The sequence below is a fragment of the Rhodococcoides corynebacterioides NBRC 14404 genome (assembly GCF_001894765.1).
Taxonomy (GTDB): domain Bacteria; phylum Actinomycetota; class Actinomycetes; order Mycobacteriales; family Mycobacteriaceae; genus Rhodococcoides; species Rhodococcoides corynebacterioides.
In genome coordinates, this window is the sequence record NZ_BCWV01000002.1 from 114,896 (window position 1) to 132,534 (window position 17,639).

A 17,639-nucleotide genomic window follows, 5' to 3' on the forward strand; every position below is an offset into this window, starting at 1 on the left:
CCTGCCTCGCAGCCCTTCTGGTCGTCGCAGGGTTCGTGTGTGCGCAGCGGACGGCACCCTCACGACATCGGTGTGCTCGTCGGCGACGACGACGGACGGAGCCGGACTCCGACGACGATGTCACGTCGTCGCCGACGTCCGTGTCGGATCGGTCATCGCGGCGCGATCGAAATGCGTTCGCAGGACGACGTGCGTGGCCGTGTCGCGTACGGCCGGCAACTCGTTCAAACGACGCGTGATCTCCATCAACTCGTCGTTCGAGTCGGCATCGACCAGCAACGCCATGTCCCTCTCCCCGGCGATGGACCAGCAGGCGCGGACCTCCGGCCAGCCTGCGGTGTCGGCCGCGACCTCCGCGTATCGGGGCGTGTGCAGATTGATCGTGACCAATGCGGTCACCTCGGTCCGGCGATCGTCGGTGCGCGACAGGACGGCGGTGTATCCCGCGATGACACCGTCGCGCTCCATCCGGCCGATGCGCTGCTGGACGGCACCGCGGCTCAGGTGTACCTCGCGGGCCAACGCGGTGGCGGAAGCCCTGGCGTCTGCCGACAGCATCGCGAGAATCCGGCGGTCGACTCCATCGAGCTGACGTTTCGCCACATCGACCTCCCGTATCGGCATACTCGGTCCGAGAATACGGCGACGACGGACGTGGTGGGACAGCAGTCTCTTCATTACTTTTCGGATGCACCACGAACCCGAGGAGAAGAAGCCATGATCCACCGTTTCGACAATCGCACCGCTCTGATCGTCATCGACCCCCAGATCGGTGTGGACGAGCTGCAGCACTGGGGGGGCACCGCCGGCCGCCGCAACAACCCCGGCGCCGAGCAGCGCATCGGAGACCTGCTCGACGCGTGGCGCTCCCGCGGGCTGCCGGTCTTCGTCACTCGACACGAGTCGCTCGAGCGCGACTCACCGCTGCACCCGTCGGCGGCCGGCTGCGAGTTCAAGGACGGACTCGGCCCGGCCGACAAGGAGGAACTCGTCGTCAAGTCCGTCAACGGGGCGTTCTTCGGGACCGATCTGGAGGTTCGTCTCCGGCGCCGCGGCGTCGATCGAGTCGTGGTTGCGGGCTTCTTCACGAACATGTGTGTCGAGACCACGGTGCGGACGGCCGGCAACCTCGCATACGACACCTATCTGTCGCACGATGCCTGCTCCACCACCAACAGAATCGGACCCGACGGGGCGGACCACGACGCCGACATCGTCCACGCTCTGAGCGTCGCGTCATTGCACGGGGAGTTCTGCACAGCCCTGCCCACAAGCGATCTCGTGGCGTTGTGCGACGCCGATGCCCCGGCGCTGGCGCGCGTTCAGGGCAACGAGTCGACGGCAGCGTGACCGTCTGGCCGATCGCGTCCCGGTGCGGACCTGCTGACGGAGTCCACGAATTCCGCCGCCACGGTGCGGAGCTTGCGATTGGTTCGCTGGGATTCGGCGGACAGTGCGGCGAACGCGGCGTCGGCGTCGATGTTGCGGAGGGCCATCAGGATTCCCTTGGCCTGTTCGATGGGTGCGCGGTGGTTCATCGCGTCGCGCAGACCGGCCACCGTCTCTTCGAGCGATCGTCGATGGCGGTTCCGCTTCAGCGCGTCGCCCACCGCGTTCGCCACCAGTTCGAGCGCGTGTCCTTCCCGCCCTTCGAGCAACTCCCGGGTTCGGGAGAACAGGGTCAAGGAGCCGATGGATGCGCCGTCGGCATGGATGGGTGCGCACAGCATCGATTGAACGCCGAGCGCCTGCGCGGACGCACCGAAGTCCGGCCAGCGCTCGTCCGTGCCGGTGCAGTCCGCGACCACGACGCGTCCGGTGCGGGCGGCGTGCAGACATGGCCCGTCACCGAGGGCGAACTGCTCCTCGTTGATCGGGGCGATGGTGGGATCCGAGGAGGCGCCGGTGAACGTGAAGCCGGCGAAGGCGATGGCGATACCGCAGTAGTCCGCGCGGTCGACGCACGACCGAAGCTCGTGGGTGAGGCGGTCGAGGAGTTCGGCGACGTGGTCGTCTTCCCCGCCCAGTTGCGCGACCTCGCGCACGACGGCGGCGATTCGCAGGTCGATCGACGCCAGTTCGTCGTGCGCAGACATGGAGCCATTCCACCACGATCGAAGACGGCCGTACGCGTCGAGTCCGAGACGGCCGTTCTGTCAGCGGCCTCGGGCGGAGGATCGCCGCATGACCTCGCGCCGGGCGAATTCGGTGTAGCGGGTGGGGGTGCGGCCGAGCAACGACGGCAGGTGCGACAGATCCCCGACGGGCAGGCCGTGGGAGTCGTAGTAGGTCATCATTTGCACGTAGTTGTCGCGCGCCTGCGGCGACCAGGTCTTGATCCCGCGGGCGTTCTGCGCCTCCATCGCGCCCTTGACCAGGTGGTGTGCTCGGAGCGGTGACAGCGTCGTGATCGCCCGTGCGGCCCCGCGAACGACGGCGCCCGCCGCGGACAGGGGCTCGAGGAGCACGGTCGGTGGCAGCCGGATCGCCGTCACCGGATGGCCGAGTGCGTCCGCGAACGCGTCGGCCATCGCGTTCCGGTCGATGGTCTCCGTCGACAGGTCGTAGGTCTTCCCGATGTGCTCGTCCGGCGCGAGGAAGACCGCGGCGGCGGCCTCGGCGACGTCCTCCACGTCGACGACTCCCATGGGGCTGGTCGTCGACACGGGGTAGGGCATCAATCCACCGCGGATGAATTCCCAGAATTCGAGGTAGTTCTGCATGTAGTGAGACGGACGCAGGATCGTCGTCGGGACGGGCTGGTCGGCCAGCAGCGTCTCGACGTTCTCCTTCTGGGTGTGGTGCGGCAGCTCGGTGATCTCCGGATGGATGACGGAGTGGAAGACCAGGTGCGACAGGCCGTGTCGCGTGCCCAGGTCGACGATGCGCTCGGCGATGGGCCCTTCGTCGATGATCTGCGTGGGTGCCGCGTGGTACATGCTGTCGGCGCCCGTCATCGCCTCGGCGAGGACGGCGTCCCGACGCATGTCGCCCACCCGGATCTCGGTTGCACCGTCGCTCCGCGCGGTCGCTGCCTGGGCCTCGTTCTTGACCAGAGCACGGACGGTGACGCCCTGCGCGGCCAGCGCACGGACGAGTGGGCGGCCGACTCCGCCGGCGGCGCTGGTGACGAGAACGATCGGCATGGCGGTACTCCTTCGCGAGCGGGGATGTCGAGAACTGCAGTGGGTCAGGTGAAGCGGCGCATGGATCGCGCGAGCATCGGCAGCAGAATCCGGTTGGGGACGATGCGCGCTCCCGCGGATGCGAGCGTGTTGCGGCGCCCGGAGACGACGTAGAGCGGGGGACGGCGTCGGTCGAGGGCCGACAGTGCCGTCCGGGCCACCTGATCCGCCGTCTGCATCGAGCCGACGATCGCGGCGTTCTCGCCGATGACGTCGAAGAACTCGGTCTTCGTCGGCCCGGGTGCCAGGGCCATCACCCGGACGCCGTGGGGGCGAGCCTCGCACCACAGCGCCTGCGAGAAGCTGAGTACGAAGGCTTTCGCCGCGGCGTACACCGCGAGCGAGGGCACCGGCTGGAACGCCGTGGTGCTGGAGACGTTGAGAATGGTGCCGGACCTGCGCGCGACCATGTCGGGGAGGAAGGCGTGACACACGTCGACCAGCGCGGCCATGTCGACGGCGATGACGCGGTCGAGAGCCGCGGCATCGGCGTCGACGAAGTCGCCCTGGGTGGCGATGCCGGCGTTGTTCACCACCAGATCGACGTCGCCGCCGATGCGGGAGCGCAGGGTGTGACCGGGACGTTCGCCGATCAGGTCGTGCGCGACGACCTCGCAGCGAATGCCGTGTGTCGCTTCGAGTTCGGCGGCCACGTCCTTCAGGCGGTCCTCGCGTCGCGCGACCAGGACGAGGTCGGACCCGCGCGCGGCAAGGGCGCGGGCCAGTGCCAGCCCGATCCCCGCGCTGGCTCCCGTGATCAGGGAACGCGTCGGCGTGAACACCATGACTGAGCCTCCGGGGGGTCGTCAGCGAGCGGGCGGGACCACTCCATCATGCAAAAGTTGCAGTCGATACGCAACCGATCGCATATAGAGGTGGCGGGATGCGCGCCCGGCTCGTAGGTTGTCGGGCGTGGCTCGACAGTCGCGGTTCACGGCCGCCCAACGGCATTCGGCGGTGCTGCGCGCCTTCGAAGGCTCCGAGGCCGTCGAGTCGGTCGCCGAGGAACTGGGTGTGCACGCGGCGACCCTGTACCGCTGGGCCAAGGAGTCGGAACGGGATTCGGGCGAATCCACCCGCTTGCGGCTGATCCGGACGGCGCAGGACATGCTGCGCGATCACACCTACACGTCGGTCACGGTCGAGGCCGTCGCGGCCCGCAGCGCCGTGGCGCCGCGCACCGCGTTCCACACCTTCGCCGGCAAGGCGGATCTGTTCCGGGCGGCCGTCGACGACGCGGCGACCCGACTGATCGCCGCCATCGCCGCTGCCTCCGCGGAGGAGACCTGGCCGGCCGAGCCGGTCGGCCAACTCGGCGTGTTCCTCACCGTCGCGGCCCGCTCCATCTACGAGACACCGTCCGCCCACGTGCTGTTCCGGGACGTCGGCGTTCCGCGGCAGGGTGGGCCCGCCGAGGACTGGCACTCCGCGTTCGTCGACGCCGTGGCCGCCTTGATCTCGGCGGGCATCGCCGGTGGTGAGATCGCGGCCGACGTCGACGTGCGGGCCACCGCCCGCGTGATCACCGGGGCCATGCGCGGCATCCACGCCGCCGTCTTCGACGGGGCCGATCCCGTGGTGGCCGTTCGATCGGTGGGGCGGCTGGTGGCAATGGTGGACTCGGCGGAGGGGGCGGCCAGGCAAGTGCAAATGTGACATAGTCCGCAAAAGACCCCTACTGTTGTCGAGGTGTCACCAACCCTGAGCCGCCGCGGCGCTCTCCGCGCCGGCGGCTTCGCGTCCCTCCTCGCGGCTGCGATGGCGGCCGGAGGCGGTGCCGCCGTTGCCGAGCCGCTCGGCGGTTATCCCGATCTGCCCCCGTGGGCCGACGCCGTCCTGGATCGCTTGCTGGCGGAATCCACCGACGCGATGCGCGGCGTCGTGGTGATGATGATGCCCGCGGGTGACCCCTACTCGCTGCAGCAGGGCGTCACGGCGACGGGCCCCGGGCCGTTGGACCAGCGGTCGCCCGAGGCCTTCGGCGCACTGATCGACCGCTTCGTCCCCCATGCGGACCAACTGCTGCGTCCCGTCGCGGTCGCGTTGATGGCCACGGCTGCCGACGTGGGTGATCCCGCGGCACGCGCCGCCGGCGGCCTTCCCGACCCCGCCGTCACCGCCGCAGTCGACCGCGCCCTCGGCTACCGCTTTACCGACAGCACGTTCCCCGCGTCGTTGCTCGCCGCCATTCTGCTCGACGTCACGGCGGTGTTGCTGGATCCCCGCACCGTGGCCGGGCCGTTCGCGTCGGCGTTCGCCAACGCGCGGTACGAGACCAAGTGCCGGGTGTTCGAAGCGCTCGAATCACCGCTGCCGGAGCTGATCTCGATCGTCGACGAGGCGCTGCCGCAACCGTTGACGGGAAGCGCGTCCGGCATCCTCCGCTTCTTCGGCGGAATTCTGCTGGACGGGTCCGCCTTCACAGCCTGGAGCGAACACGATCTGTGGGATCGCCGCACTCGCGTGCTCTCCGCCCGACCGGTGGCGTGGGACATCGCTGATTACCGGCCGAACGGGCCGGTGGACGGACACGCGGAGTTCCTCGGGTTCCACCGGGGCATCGACAGCTTCTGACCGCGATCGCGGTCGATTCGACGAGGGGAAGTACGCACTGTGCGTGACGTGATCGTGGTGGGTGCCGGAGGGGGCGGTCCGGTGGTGGCCGCGGAACTGGCGGGACGTGGCCTGGACGTTCTGTTGCTGGAAGGCGGTCCGCGGCACGCGAATCCGGAGTCGGAATGGTCGCACCTCGAGTTCGACGCCAACGATCCGACGTCGGGTTACCTCCGCTTCGGTCCGGAGAACCGTGACAAGCCGGGGTGGTACCGGGAGTGGTCGCAGAACAGTTTCGTGTGGGAATTGTCCGGTGTCGGCGGCACCACACAGCACTACTTCGGTAACTGTCCTCGGCCCTACCCGGGGGTTTTCGCCGGGTACCAGGGGGTGGACGCGGCTCTGTACGACACGGCGTACCGATTCCCCCTCACGTACGCCGAGTTGGTCCCGTACCTCGAATGGGTGGAGGCGACGCTCCCGATCAAGCCGGCTCCGATGGGACGCAAGGAACAGGTGTTCTTCCAGGGCTGTGAGGGGCTGGGTCTCCCGCTCCAGACGTCGAGGGACACCACCGGTTTCGCCTACCGACCGCAACCGAACGCCATTCTTCACCCCGGTGGAAACGCGGGCCGCACCGACGACAGCTCTCTGCTCGTCTACCCCGATGCCACGGGGTGCACCTTCTGCGGGCATTGCTTCCAGGGCTGCTACCTCCCGCTGCGCGCGCCGCGCAACCAGCTCGCGCGCCGGTCCACCGACAACAGTTACGTCCCGCTCGGGCTCGCCGCGGACGCCGTGCACCCGGGCGGACGAGCCATGGAACTGCGGGCCGATTCCTTCGTCACGCAGATCCACCACGAAACGTCCGGCGGACGCACGCGGGCCACCGGAGTGACGTTCCGCGACAACGAAACCGGGGAGACCTTCCGTGAGGACGCGACCGTGGTCGTCCTCGCCGCCGGCGCGGCCGAGTCGCCGCGTCTCTGGTTCAACAGCGCGCTGCCGAACCCCAACGGATGGGTCGGTCGCGGCCACACCGACCACTGGTTCGATTGGGTGGTCGGCCTGTTCGACGACGACACCGGTAATTCCCGCGGCGGCAACTCCTGCGCTCGAGTGGAATACCCGGGATACGGTGGCCTCGAGAACGCCGGGCTGACACCGGGCATCCAGGCGTTCACCATGAACCTGTCCGAGAGCGGCATCCGCGGGCAGTACACGAACGGTCGCGGCAAGACGGGTGCCTGGGACGGCCCCGCCGGGCGCCTCGCCGGCGCCGAACTGCGAGAATTCATGTCACACGGTATCGACCGCATGCTCAACGTCCTGTGTATCACCGACGATCACGTCGATCCGGAGCAGCGCATCGTTCCGTCCTTGTTCCCGGCGGACGAGAACGGCGCCGTCGCCAAGTACGACCTGCAGTCCCGTGGACGACTGCCGGCCACCGAACGCAACCGCGAATTCGTCGCCACGCGGGCAGCCGAACTGTTGCGCGCCGCCGGCGCCCGGTCGATCTACCGCGTCGACTGGGCGCCGCTGCAATTGCACGTCCATTCCTCGATGCGAATGGGCGAGTCCGAGACGAACTCCGTCACCCGACCCACCGGTGAGGCGCGGTTCGTCGACCGACTCTTTCTGGCCGACAATTCGATGCTCGCCAACTCGCTCGGCGGACCGAACCCCACTCTCACCACCCAGGCATTCGCGACTCGGACAGCAGAAACAATTCTTGCCACCTACTTCGGTGGCGAGGGCTGGGTGCACACGGAAGCTCCCGTGGTGACGACGGACCCGCGCATCACGGAGCGCATGGTCTCTCTGGGGCTGTGACGTCGTAGGGCCCGTCAGCCCGTCGCGTTCGCGTCGTCTCCGCGTCGTCCTCGGTGCCCCCGCACGTGGTCGTCCGCGCCGCGCGCCTTGCGACTCTTCGAGTCGTAGAGACGCTTGTCCGCCGCGCGCAGAACCGCCGTCATGGCCTCGGTCACCGCGGCCGGGGAGCGGTCGGGCAGCGGGGTGTCGGCCGCTCCCGCGCTCATCGTGTAGCCGGCCACCATCGCCACCCGCGTCAAGGACACGGCCAGCTCGTCCGCGGTGCGCGACCCGTCGGTGAGACGCACGCAGGCGAACTCGTCCCCGCCGAGCCGCGCGACCACCCAGCGGCCCGCGGTCACGACGGTGAGGTGGCGGGCAAGGTCGGCCAGCACGGTGTCCCCGACGTGATGTCCCCACCTGTCGTTGACCGACTTGAAGTCGTCGACGTCGACCACGACCGTCTCCAGGACGAGGGTGTCGGACTCGGCAGCGTGGGAGTGACGGAGCACGGCGTCCTCCAGTCCGCGGCGATTGAGCAGGCCCGTGAGGGGATCGAGCAGCGACTGCCGCGCCTGGCTGCGAAGTTCGCCGAGGTGTACCAACAGGACGAACGGCGTGAGGAACACCAGCAGCATCGTCAGGGTGTGGGCCGCGATGACCCACAGGCTGGCGGCCTGCCACAGCACGGCGTTGACGGTGATCACCGCGAGGATCACCGTGCTGTAGGCCATGTGCGCCAGGCAGACGCCGAGCGGGGTAGCGATGACGGCGAGTGTGGTGAGCACGGAGAACAGAGCGGTGCCGCCGATGGCGGTGAGCCGTTCCTCCTTGAGCAGCATGCACACGGTGACCGACACGTCGGCCCAGGCGACGAACCCGACGACGGTGCGACCGCGGAACCGGTGGGTGACGCAGATCCACACCCCGACGGGCAGGCTCGTCAGCGAGACGGCCGCCGTCGCGACCGCGCCCCAGCCGCTGTACTCCTCCGAGGGGGCCGACAGCAGGCCGATCACACCGATGACGATGGTGCCGATGCCGACCACGACCCGCGTCAGGGTGTTCGGCCCCGACCGATCGAACGGCACGCCGGCCTTCTCGTATCCGCCGAGCACGCTGCGGAGACGGTCGACCCATGATGTCGAGATGGTTGCCACAGGGCCCCCCGCGCAGCCGGATGAGTGGTAGCGCACACCGTAACAAAACAGGGAAAAGGCTCGGTTCGATTCGCACGAACCGCTCGGTCTTCGCGTCACATCGACCCTCGTGCCGGCCTGCCGGGCGAGGTCGTCAGACGTCGTCGGCGGCGCGGCGGCGCAGCCATCCGACCGACTTCTTCGCGCCGAACGCGACCACGGTGCGTCGACCGTCGGCGTGGTCCCACTCGAGCACCGCGGACGCGTCCGCGAGGGAGCCGTCGACCCTCGTCGGTGCTCCGGCCGGCGGCAGGGGACCGACGATCTTGACCGGCGCGCCGAGGATCTCCGTCCAGAAGTAGTCGTCATGGGGTGCGCACCGGGGCTCGAGCCCCAGCGCGCCGGCCGCCGCCACCTTCGCTTGCGCCACGGCGTGCGACCAGAACGGGCTCCGGCGGACGGTCCCGTCGGCATCGCGGCGGAAGGTCACGTCACCGGCCGCGAAGACACCGGGGACAGCGGTGGCGCACTGCTCGTCCACGGCGACACCGTGATCGTCGGCAATGCCGGTGCCGGACAGCCACTCGCAGTTCGGCACTTCGCCGACGCAGGACACGGTCACGTCGGCCGGGATGGCGACGCCGTCGACCGCGATCCCCTCGATCGGGTCCCCGTACGGCACCACCGGAGCCGTGGCCCGCACGACGTCGACGGATGCCGCGCGCAGGCGATCCGCGACCGCGCTCGACAGGAACGGTCCGAGCACCCGCATCAGCGGCGGCTCGGTGTCCACGACCGTGACGGACAGACCCAGTCGATGCGCGGCGCCGGCGACCTCGAGCCCGAGGAAGCCTGCCCCGACCACGGCCACCGACGACGCGGTCGAGAACCGGTCGCGCAGAGCCGTCGAGTCCTGCATCGTGCGAACCACGAACTCGCCCTCCCGCTCGGGTGCGAGGCGACGAGCCCGAGCGCCGGTGGCCAGGACGAGCGCGTCGTAGTACACGCCGTGCCCGCCTTCGGTGTGCACGATGCGCCGTTCGGTGTCGAGTCGTACCGCGGCGGACCGCGTCACGTCCACGTCGAGATCGGCCAGTGACCACCCCTCCGGGTCACCGGCCGAATCGACGAGGGCCTTCTTCGACAGCGGTGGGCGCGGATAACACCCGTCCGGATCCGCCGCGATCAGGCCGACGGGCCCGGTGTGGCCGAGCGCACGCACTTCTCGCAGTGCAGTGATTCCGGCGACCGAGTCGCCGACGACCACCACACGGCGGTCCCCCTCAGGCACGTTCACGCAGCGCGGCCACCGGGCACGCTGCGATGGCGGAGCGTACTGCCGCCGCCTGATCCTCGGGGATCTCCTCGAACTCCAGGTGCAGATCACCGTCGTCGTCGAGGCGGAACACCTTCGGCGCCTGGTCCTCGCACAGGCCGTGGCCTTCACAGCGGTCGAAGTCGACGTCGACGTTCATGGTGTGTCTCCTTTCGCTGCCACCAGGGTGAGCGGCAGGCGGTCGAATCGATGGATGACGTTGTTGACGGCCCGACGGGGCTCGCCGGCCGGGACGATGCGGGCGACCTTCGCCGCCAGAACGCGCAGCAGCGCCTGAGTCTCGAGGCGCGCCAGACCCTGCCCGGCACACCCGTGCGCGCCGGACCCGAAACCGAGTTGTCGGGCAGCGTCGCGCGTGATGTCGAACTCGTCGGGGCGCTCCCACTCGCGGGGATCGCGGTTCGCGGAGGCGTACACCACCAGGACCCGGGCGCCGCCGGCCACCGGCACACCGTCGATGGCGGTGTCGTGCGCGGTCAGTCGGGAGAACGCGCGGATCGGGGATTCGTACCGGACGACCTCGTTGACCGCGTTGGGGATCAGATCGGGATTCTCGCGAAGCGCGTCCCACTGGTCGGGGTGTCGTGAGAACAGATGCAGCGCACCGGAGATGGCGCCGATCGTGGTGTCGAGCGACGGAGCGAGATAGTCGATCATCAGGGACGGCGCGAGCGACGGATCGATGGTGCCGTCGTCGGCTGCCCGGAGGACGTCGGCTCCCATGCTGCCCGGGCCGACGGACCGGTCGCGGACGACCCGGCGGGAGAAGGCCACCATCTGCGCCGCGCTGCGGACGGCCCGGATCGACTGCCGATTGATCGGACCCAACGAATCGAACGTCGCACCGGCCCAACGCAGCAGATCGTCACGCACGTCGGCGGGCCATCCGACCAGGTCGGGGACGATGGAGAGGGGGAGGGCGCTCGCGAGATCGTCGACGCCGTCGACGGTCCCGGCGGCGAGCGCGGTGTCGACGACCCGTTCGGCCTGCGATTCCACGGCCGTGCGCATGGTGCGCACGGCTTTCGGAGTCAGGCGGTGCGCGAGAACCGACCGCTTGTGCACGTGGTCCTCCCCGTCGCTGCCGAGAGTGGTGCCGTGCCCGAGTCGATTGGCCACCGGGTTCAACGCCACCCCGGCACCCGAGAGGAACGTCTCGTCGTTCTGCAGGACGGACTTGCAGTCCTGGTAACGGGTCACGGCGAGGACTCGGTGTCGACGCAGGCGCACGACGGGGCCCAACTCGCGCAGTGCCGCGTAGTGCGGGTAGGGGTGCACGATCGCGGACCGGGAGTAGAGGTCCGGGGCGTACTCGGGGTAGGTCGTACTACTGCGCATCGGAACCTCCGCCAGGAACGCCGGGAGACATGGGGACTCGGGTGAACAGTGCGGCGAGCGAGCTTCCGGCGGCCATCACCGTGCGGTCCGGCCGCACCAGTACCGCACTCACCCGGCCCCGGGCGAGCCATCGTCCGAGTGGGGACGCCGGAGGTACCACCACCACCACGCATCCACGGCGGTCCAGATCACGGCTCTGCTGAGCGGTCGGCGTCGCGGTCGTGACGATCGAGAACCGGTGCGCCGTCACCGAATCGAGGCGTGCCCCGTCGTCCAGGAGAGCGTTGGGGGCGAGGGTGCCGACGAGCGCGGTGCGGGTCAGGCGGGAGCGCACCGGTCCGGTGCGCACGAACGGTGATGCGGACAGCGCCGGCGTCGTGCTGTCGGTGATCAGGGACGCCAGGCCCGGTAGCTTGGACAGCACCGGGAGGACGCCGCGTCGCACCGCCATCGTGCGCTCGCCGCCGCCGACCATCAGCCGGCCGACCGTCACGGCCAACCCGATCATCGAGCGCGCGTGGGGTTCTCGCTCCTGCTGATAGGTCTCCCACGCCGACTCCGGGAGAAGACCCCGGCGCACACCTGCCACCTTCCACGCGAGGTTGCTCGCGTCACGCAGACCTGCGCCCAGACCCTGCCCGATGAACGGCGGTGTCAGATGGGCGGCGTCGCCGAGCAGGAACACCCGGCGGTCTCGCCACCGATTGACCACCTGCGCGCGAAAGGTGTACTCCGCCGTGCGAATCAGCGTGAGGTCCGCCACCGGTACGCCCGACAACCAGGGCCGCATCAGGGGCTCCAGCGACACGAGGTCGGCGTAGTCGTCGGGCGACTCGCCACCGACCAGTTCGAACTCCCATCGATGGCGAGTCGCGCCGATGCGCATGTAGGTGGCCGCGCGATGTGGGTCGCACAGCTGGTGCACGCCCTCCCAGTGCGCGAGCGGAGCGTCGGTCTCGACGTCGATCACCAACCAGCGCTGCGACGGGCCGAGATCGATCATCGACGACCCGATGGCGGTACGCACGACACTGTTGGCGCCGTCGCACCCGAGAACGACGTCGGCCGTGATCGACTCGCGTCGCCCGGTCTCGACGTCCGTCACGACCACGACGACGTGGTCACCCTCGTGGACGACGTCCTCGACCTCGACCCCGCCACGGAAGGTGACGTTCTCGGCTTTCCCCAATCGTCGACGCAGGATGTGCTCGAGGTCCGGCTGATCGAACATGTTGGCCGGCGGGAAGCCGTGCGGCCGATCGTCCGGGTCGCGATCGAACTGAGCCAGCGTGCGGAGACCGGAATCCACGAGCCGCAGCCCCTTGCCGGGCCGGGAGGCGGCGAGGAAGTCGTCCGCCGCGTCCACGCCGTCGAGGATGCGACATACTTCGTCGTCGAGATGCACCGCGCGCGGCTGCGGGAAGACGTCGTCCCACCGGTCCAGGACGAGGGTGTCGACGCCGAACCGGTCCAGCAGCAGCGCGGCCACGGTACCGGTGGGGCCGGCGCCGACCACGACCACCGGTGGTCGACCGGCCTCGTTCGGAGGGGGTGTCACCTAGGCCTCCCGCACCCGAGTGCGCTGGACACCGAGGTCCACGGCGCCGTCGCCGGTCCCGATCGACAGCTCCAGGACGTCGCCGTCCTTCAGGTACTTCGGGTTTCGCCCCTGCTTGCGGAAGAAGATCTTCCACTTCAGCGCCGGGGGCAGGAACGCGCCCGCGATCTCGATCGGCTTCGGTGGGGCCGTCAGCGCGGTGCCGCCGGGTGTGCCGGTCAGCACGAGGTCGCCGGTGTCGAGCCGCTGGAAGCGGGACAGCGTGCGCAGAGCCTCGAGAGGCGGGTAGATCATGTCCGCCACCGTGCTGTCCTGGCGGATTTCCCCGTTGACACGCAGGGTCAGGCGCAGGTGTCCGAATCGGTGCAGATCGCCGTCCTCGAGCACGCCGAGCACCGGACCGACGGGGGTGAAGGTCGGATACGACTTCGCCTCGTAGAACTGGGTCTTCGGCAGTTGCACGTCACGGGCGGACACGTCGTCGGTGATGACGAGTGCCGCGATGTGGCGGGCCAGGTCGTCCTCGCCGACCGAGGCGCCCACCTCCAGCGGATCGCCGATCACCAGGCCGATCTCCACCTCGTAGTCCAACAGACCGACGTGCGCGGGTTTGACGACGTCGTCCGTCGGTCCGCTGATCGACCCCGATGCCTTGCGAAAGAACGTGAGGGGCACGGTATCCGGGTTCATTCCCGAATCCTTCACGTGCGACCGGTAGTTCGTCATCTGGGCGACGACGCGGCAGGGTGCCGTGACGGGGGAGCGGAGGTCGAGGGTGTGGACCGGTACCCGCTCCGACGACGTCGTCGCGGCACCGAGAGCGGCGCGGTCGGCCAGGAGCTCGGCCGTGGTGGTCGCCGCGGTGTCGATTCGCGAGGCGCCGTCGGCGTGGCGGACCCACCAGGCATCGGCGGTACGGAGGACAGGAATCACGAGGAGGCAACTTTCATCAGACCGCGGAGGCGGTGGAGATCGAATTCGGTGTCGTGACGCAGAGCGGAGAGGATGGAGCGCGCTTCGGCGAGGCCGCGGCGATCGACGGTCACCCCGAGGAAGTCGCGACTGGCCGGTGGTCCCCATTGAGCAAGACCGGACGCGGTCATCGGAGCCCATCCCGGTTCGAGCGAGGCGTCGAAGCGGTCGCCGTCCGCGAAATGCTCCACCAGGAAACCGTCGGGATCGCGCCAGTAGTCGAAGATCTGGCTGCCCTGGATGTGGCGGCCCACGCCCCAGGAGTGCTGATAGCCGCGCTCGGTGAGGTACCGACTTCCCGCGCCGATGGCATCGATGTCGCACACCTGGTACGCCGAGTGGACGTAGCGGTTGGACGGGCCGAGGGCCATGGCGAGGGTGTGGTGGTCGGTGGGCTCGGTTCCCCGGTCGCAGCGGATGAATGCCATGACCGGTCCGCGATCACGCTGGCCGTCGTAGTAGAGGAAATCGCTGACGATCAAGCCGAGATGCTCGAGGTACCACGTGAGGTTCTCGAGGTAGCGGTTCCGCTGGATCACCACGTGCCCGAGTCGCTCCACCATCGCGGGCTCTCGTGGTGGCCGCTGAGTGGCGTTGACACGGCTGATCTTCCACGGATCGAGAGCGCCGAAGTTGTATTCGTGCACGCGCTGCCCGGGGATCTCCGAGGCATCGTCCACCTCGGCCACCACTCGAACGAGTTGCCCGCCGGGGTCGGTGAGGGTCACGCCGATGCCGCCCAGCGTGTCCGGGAGCCGCTCCACGCGGGTGCCGGTGGCCTCGGCGATGGTCATGACGTCGGCGGTCTCGGCGGCGCGGAACGCCGCCGCGGTGAACGCCGTGCGGCGCCCGCGCCGGATCAGCACGCACGGGGAGCCGGCGGCCAGACCGCGAAGATGCAACTCGTCGTCCGTCGCGAGGGTGACCGTGAAGCCGAAGGCCTCGGCGAATGCGCGCGCTCGGGCGAGATCGGGCTTGGTGAACTCGAGCCACGCGATGTCGTGGACCTTGATGATCGGATCCCTGACGCGTCCGGGGTGTTCGCCGGGGCGAGCCCCCTGATCGACGTGCAGGCCCCGGTGCCCGTCCTCGTGACGGTCGGCCCCGTCGGCCCCCGTCGCCGGCTGATCGTGACCGTGTCGTGGTGTGTCGACCACTGCCATGACGATCCCCCCTCCGAAGATTCTGACGAAATCGTCACATACGTTCGGGCTCGTCGTCAACGTTTCTGACGATGTCGTCGGTTCTGCGACGGCGTTACACTTCTCCCGGCTCGACGGACCACGGGGGCGACGGAGGCGACAGGCACCATGGCGGTGGACAGGCTCGAACGGCGCAAGGCGCGGACCCGTGCGGCGCTGGTGAGTGCGGCGCAGACCTTTCTCGCCGAGGGTCGGCTCACGGCGCCCATTCTCGAGATCACGCAGGCGGCGGATGTCGGGATGGGGTCCTTCTACAACCACTTCTCCAGTAAGGAGGAGCTGTTCGAAGCAGCGGTCGACGAGGCACTCGAAGCGCTCGGCGCCTATCTCGACACGCTGACGGTCGGGATGGCCGACCCGGTGGAGAAGTTCACGCAATCATTCCGTTTGACCGGCCGACTCTTCCGGGCCGACCCGAGCCTCAGCCGAGTGTTCGTCAATTCCGCTGCAGCGCAGGCTATCACGACCGAGCGGGGGCTCGCGCCGAGGTCGTTGCGCGACATCGAGGAGGCCGTCCGGTCCGGCAGGTTCGACGTCGAGGACACCGAGTTGGCGCTGGCGCTCGTCGCCGGCACGCTCGTCGCGCTCGGACGGGTGCTGCTCGACCGCCCCGAGCGCAACGCCGACGAGGCCGTCGACCGGACCGCGATGCGGGTGCTGCGTGCACTCGGGGTATCGACGGACGAGGCCGCGGAACTGGTCGCTCGCCCGCTACCCGACACCGACCACGTCTCCGCTGCGACGGTGTTGACCGCGACGTCCTGACGGTCAGAACCCCGGGAGGCTTCGGCGACCCGTCCGACCCTCGAGTGTGGGCACGGCGTCGATCGCAGCCTCCATCATCTCGATCATCCAGTCGACCAGGGCGTGGGCGGGGAGAGTGCCGTCGCTCTCGAGCCACAGCACGGTCGCCTCGTCGAAGGCCGTCGCCATGACCCGTCCGACGAAGATGTTCGCCTCCCGAGACGGGTCGATCCCGAGGACGAGGGCGATCGCGGTCAACACCCGTTCCCGCCCCCGTTCGGACGCGGCGCGCACATCCGGATCCGTGCTGCGGCGGCCTAGAACGAGCCGGGTCGCGAGGCCACGGTGCTGCGCCGCATACATCAGATGCGCACGCAGGCCCCGTCGTACCGAGTCGAGGTCGGCCGCGTCCATGCTGTCGTCGAACGCGGCGTCCATCTCGTCCACGACAGCGTCGAGTACGGCGCGATAGACACCCTTCTTGCTCTCGAAGTGGTGGAAGACCGACCCGTGGGCCACGCCGGCGCGGTCGGCGATCTCGCCGACCGTGACGGCATCGAAGTCCCGATCCTCGAAGAGATCTCGGGCCGCGGCGAGGATCCGTGCCCGCGAGGCGGCCTTGCGGGCAGCACGCGTGGCGGGCACCGCGGAGCGTTCCGTCGCGGTCGAGTCGGTGTGCACACGGTGAGCCTACTGTCACCGAGAATGTTCGGGTCATCGATCTCGAGTCGTTGACTGGCGGTCAATGAAACCTCTACTGTCGGGATCGAGTGACGGATCGAGCAGGGGGGACACAGTGGCCACGTACGTGGGGAGATACGACGACGGAGATCGCGTGCTGTGGGCGGTGTCGTCGGCCCGGGGTCTGACCGCGCTCACCGACTCGTACGCGACGACGGGGGACCTGCTCACGCACGGTCGCGAGGACATCGCGGCCGCCGCCCGTGGTTCGCTGACGCACCGGCCGGAGGCGGTGAGCACGCTCTCGCCGATCACGGTGCCGTGCCGAGTGATGTGTCAGGGTGCGAACTTCCGGCAGCACGCCATCGAGTCCGGGATGGACCCGGACAATCGCGCCTTCAACCTCTTCTTCGACAAGACCGACGCCTCCGTCACGGGTCCGTTCGATTCCGTGACCCGGCCGGCGCACGTCGAACTCCTCGACTACGAGATCGAGTTGGGTCTGGTGATCGGGACGACGATCGACGCGCCGGTCACGATCACCGACTCGACGCTTCCGTCGTACGTCGCCGCGATCACCATCGGCAACGATCTCTCCGCCCGTGACGTGCAGCTGCCCCAGGGGCAGTACCTGAAGGGCAAGAGCTACCGCGGTTTCTGCCCGGTCGGGCCGGTTCTCGCCGTGCTCGATCAGGACGACTACGCGGCGATCGACCGTCTGACGCTGCGTCTCGAGGTCGACGGCGAACTGCGGCAACAGGACTCGACGGCGAACTGGCTCTATCGCCCGGCCGAGACGCTCACCGAGCTCTCCCAGTTCTGCAACCTCGATCCGGGAGACGTCGTACTCACGGGAACGCCGCACGGCACCGCGGCCAAGACCCCGCCGGCGATCCTCCGCCGGTTCGCGACCGCGGTGCTCCCGGAACACGTCCTGTGGAAGCAGTTCGTCCGTCGCAGCCGCGGAGGCCCGTTCCTGCGCCCCGGCAGCATCGTCACGGCGTCGATTCGCACCGAGGACGGGCGTCTCGACCTCGGCACCCAGCGCACGCCCATCGTCGCACCGGGCTCCTGAGCCCGATCCACCCCACCGCCCCGACCACTCGAGGAGTCTCC

The 17,639-nt window shown here is 69.1% G+C and carries 18 protein-coding genes; 6 read left to right on the forward strand and 12 right to left on the reverse strand.

All coding sequences use genetic code 11. From position 1 onward, the window contains the following. Window positions 1-120: 120 nt before the first annotated feature. Window positions 121-678, reverse strand: coding sequence for an Lrp/AsnC family transcriptional regulator (locus RC2_RS01840; protein ID WP_082895486.1), 558 nt, complete (start codon window positions 676-678; stop codon window positions 121-123). Window positions 679-717: 39 nt separating this feature from the next. Here RC2_RS01840 and RC2_RS01845 point away from each other — a divergent pair, with 39 nt between their 5' ends. Beyond that, a complete protein-coding gene (locus RC2_RS01845; RefSeq protein ID WP_068148106.1) occupies window positions 718-1,350 on the forward strand; it encodes an isochorismatase family protein in 633 nt (210 codons plus the stop codon). Here RC2_RS01845 and RC2_RS01850 read toward each other — a convergent pair. The 3 genes from RC2_RS01850 to RC2_RS01860 are packed head-to-tail and all read right to left on the reverse strand — an operon-like array spanning window position 1,323 to window position 3,970. Continuing rightward, complete coding sequence (locus RC2_RS01850; RefSeq protein ID WP_068148102.1) at window positions 1,323-2,096, reverse strand: ANTAR domain-containing protein; 774 nt, start codon at window positions 2,094-2,096, stop codon at window positions 1,323-1,325. The genes RC2_RS01845 and RC2_RS01850 overlap by 28 nt on opposite strands. Window positions 2,097-2,156: 60 nt before the next feature. Further along, the gene (locus RC2_RS01855) at window positions 2,157-3,146 is read right to left on the reverse strand and encodes an NmrA family NAD(P)-binding protein (protein ID WP_245810919.1); all 990 of its coding nucleotides are present in this window, start codon (window positions 3,144-3,146) and stop codon (window positions 2,157-2,159) included. Window positions 3,147-3,190: 44 nt separating this feature from the next. After that, window positions 3,191-3,970, reverse strand: coding sequence for an SDR family NAD(P)-dependent oxidoreductase (locus RC2_RS01860; protein WP_068148099.1), 780 nt, complete (start codon window positions 3,968-3,970; stop codon window positions 3,191-3,193). 127 nt (window positions 3,971-4,097) lie between these two features. Here RC2_RS01860 and RC2_RS01865 point away from each other — a divergent pair, with 127 nt between their 5' ends. From RC2_RS01865 to RC2_RS01875, 3 genes are read left to right on the forward strand one after another with little or no spacing between them, the layout of a single operon-like run. After that, a complete protein-coding gene (locus tag RC2_RS01865) occupies window positions 4,098-4,841 on the forward strand; it encodes a transposase (protein ID WP_068148096.1) in 744 nt (247 codons plus the stop codon). A gap of 33 nt (window positions 4,842-4,874) precedes the next feature. Further along, window positions 4,875-5,759 carry a hypothetical protein gene (locus tag RC2_RS01870; protein WP_068148090.1) on the forward strand — a complete coding sequence of 295 codons (885 nt, stop codon included), beginning with the start codon at window positions 4,875-4,877 and terminating at the stop codon, window positions 5,757-5,759. A 48-nt stretch (window positions 5,760-5,807) separates the two neighbouring features. Next, window positions 5,808-7,574 carry a GMC family oxidoreductase N-terminal domain-containing protein gene (locus tag RC2_RS01875; RefSeq protein WP_245810920.1) on the forward strand — a complete coding sequence of 589 codons (1,767 nt, stop codon included), beginning with the start codon at window positions 5,808-5,810 and terminating at the stop codon, window positions 7,572-7,574. A gap of 14 nt (window positions 7,575-7,588) precedes the next feature. Here the strand turns inward: RC2_RS01875 and RC2_RS01880 are convergent, their stop codons facing one another. The 7 genes from RC2_RS01880 to RC2_RS19155 form a co-directional block, all read right to left on the reverse strand. Then, window positions 7,589-8,713 carry a GGDEF domain-containing protein gene (locus RC2_RS01880; RefSeq protein ID WP_139277244.1) on the reverse strand — a complete coding sequence of 375 codons (1,125 nt, stop codon included), beginning with the start codon at window positions 8,711-8,713 and terminating at the stop codon, window positions 7,589-7,591. 133 nt (window positions 8,714-8,846) lie between these two features. Continuing rightward, complete coding sequence (locus tag RC2_RS01885) at window positions 8,847-9,962, reverse strand: NAD(P)/FAD-dependent oxidoreductase (RefSeq protein ID WP_245810921.1); 1,116 nt, start codon at window positions 9,960-9,962, stop codon at window positions 8,847-8,849. A gap of 13 nt (window positions 9,963-9,975) precedes the next feature. Next, window positions 9,976-10,167, reverse strand: coding sequence for a ferredoxin (locus tag RC2_RS01890; protein ID WP_068148081.1), 192 nt, complete (start codon window positions 10,165-10,167; stop codon window positions 9,976-9,978). After that, window positions 10,164-11,366 (reverse strand): cytochrome P450, encoded by a 1,203-nt coding sequence (locus RC2_RS01895; protein ID WP_068148077.1) that lies wholly within the window; start codon window positions 11,364-11,366, stop codon window positions 10,164-10,166. The genes RC2_RS01890 and RC2_RS01895 overlap by 4 nt, the downstream gene beginning before the upstream one ends. Continuing rightward, the gene (gene mhpA / locus RC2_RS01900) at window positions 11,356-12,924 is read right to left on the reverse strand and encodes a bifunctional 3-(3-hydroxy-phenyl)propionate/3-hydroxycinnamic acid hydroxylase MhpA (RefSeq protein WP_068148074.1); all 1,569 of its coding nucleotides are present in this window, start codon (window positions 12,922-12,924) and stop codon (window positions 11,356-11,358) included. The genes RC2_RS01895 and mhpA overlap by 11 nt, the downstream gene beginning before the upstream one ends. Further along, window positions 12,925-13,857 carry a fumarylacetoacetate hydrolase family protein gene (locus RC2_RS01905; RefSeq protein WP_068148072.1) on the reverse strand — a complete coding sequence of 311 codons (933 nt, stop codon included), beginning with the start codon at window positions 13,855-13,857 and terminating at the stop codon, window positions 12,925-12,927. After that, window positions 13,854-15,059, reverse strand: coding sequence for a VOC family protein (locus RC2_RS19155; protein ID WP_082895483.1), 1,206 nt, complete (start codon window positions 15,057-15,059; stop codon window positions 13,854-13,856). Before RC2_RS19155 ends, RC2_RS01905 begins: the two co-directional genes overlap by 4 nt. A 147-nt stretch (window positions 15,060-15,206) precedes the next feature. Between RC2_RS19155 and RC2_RS01915 the strand changes: the two genes are divergently transcribed. Further along, window positions 15,207-15,863 carry a TetR/AcrR family transcriptional regulator gene (locus tag RC2_RS01915; RefSeq protein WP_068148069.1) on the forward strand — a complete coding sequence of 219 codons (657 nt, stop codon included), beginning with the start codon at window positions 15,207-15,209 and terminating at the stop codon, window positions 15,861-15,863. 3 nt (window positions 15,864-15,866) lie between these two features. Here the strand turns inward: RC2_RS01915 and RC2_RS01920 are convergent, their stop codons facing one another. Further along, window positions 15,867-16,523, reverse strand: coding sequence for a TetR/AcrR family transcriptional regulator (locus tag RC2_RS01920; RefSeq protein WP_068148065.1), 657 nt, complete (start codon window positions 16,521-16,523; stop codon window positions 15,867-15,869). A 115-nt stretch (window positions 16,524-16,638) separates the two neighbouring features. Here RC2_RS01920 and RC2_RS01925 point away from each other — a divergent pair, with 115 nt between their 5' ends. After that, entirely contained in the window at window positions 16,639-17,598 is a 960-nt protein-coding gene (locus RC2_RS01925) for a fumarylacetoacetate hydrolase family protein (protein WP_245810922.1), read from the forward strand. Window positions 17,599-17,639: the final 41 nt, after the last annotated feature.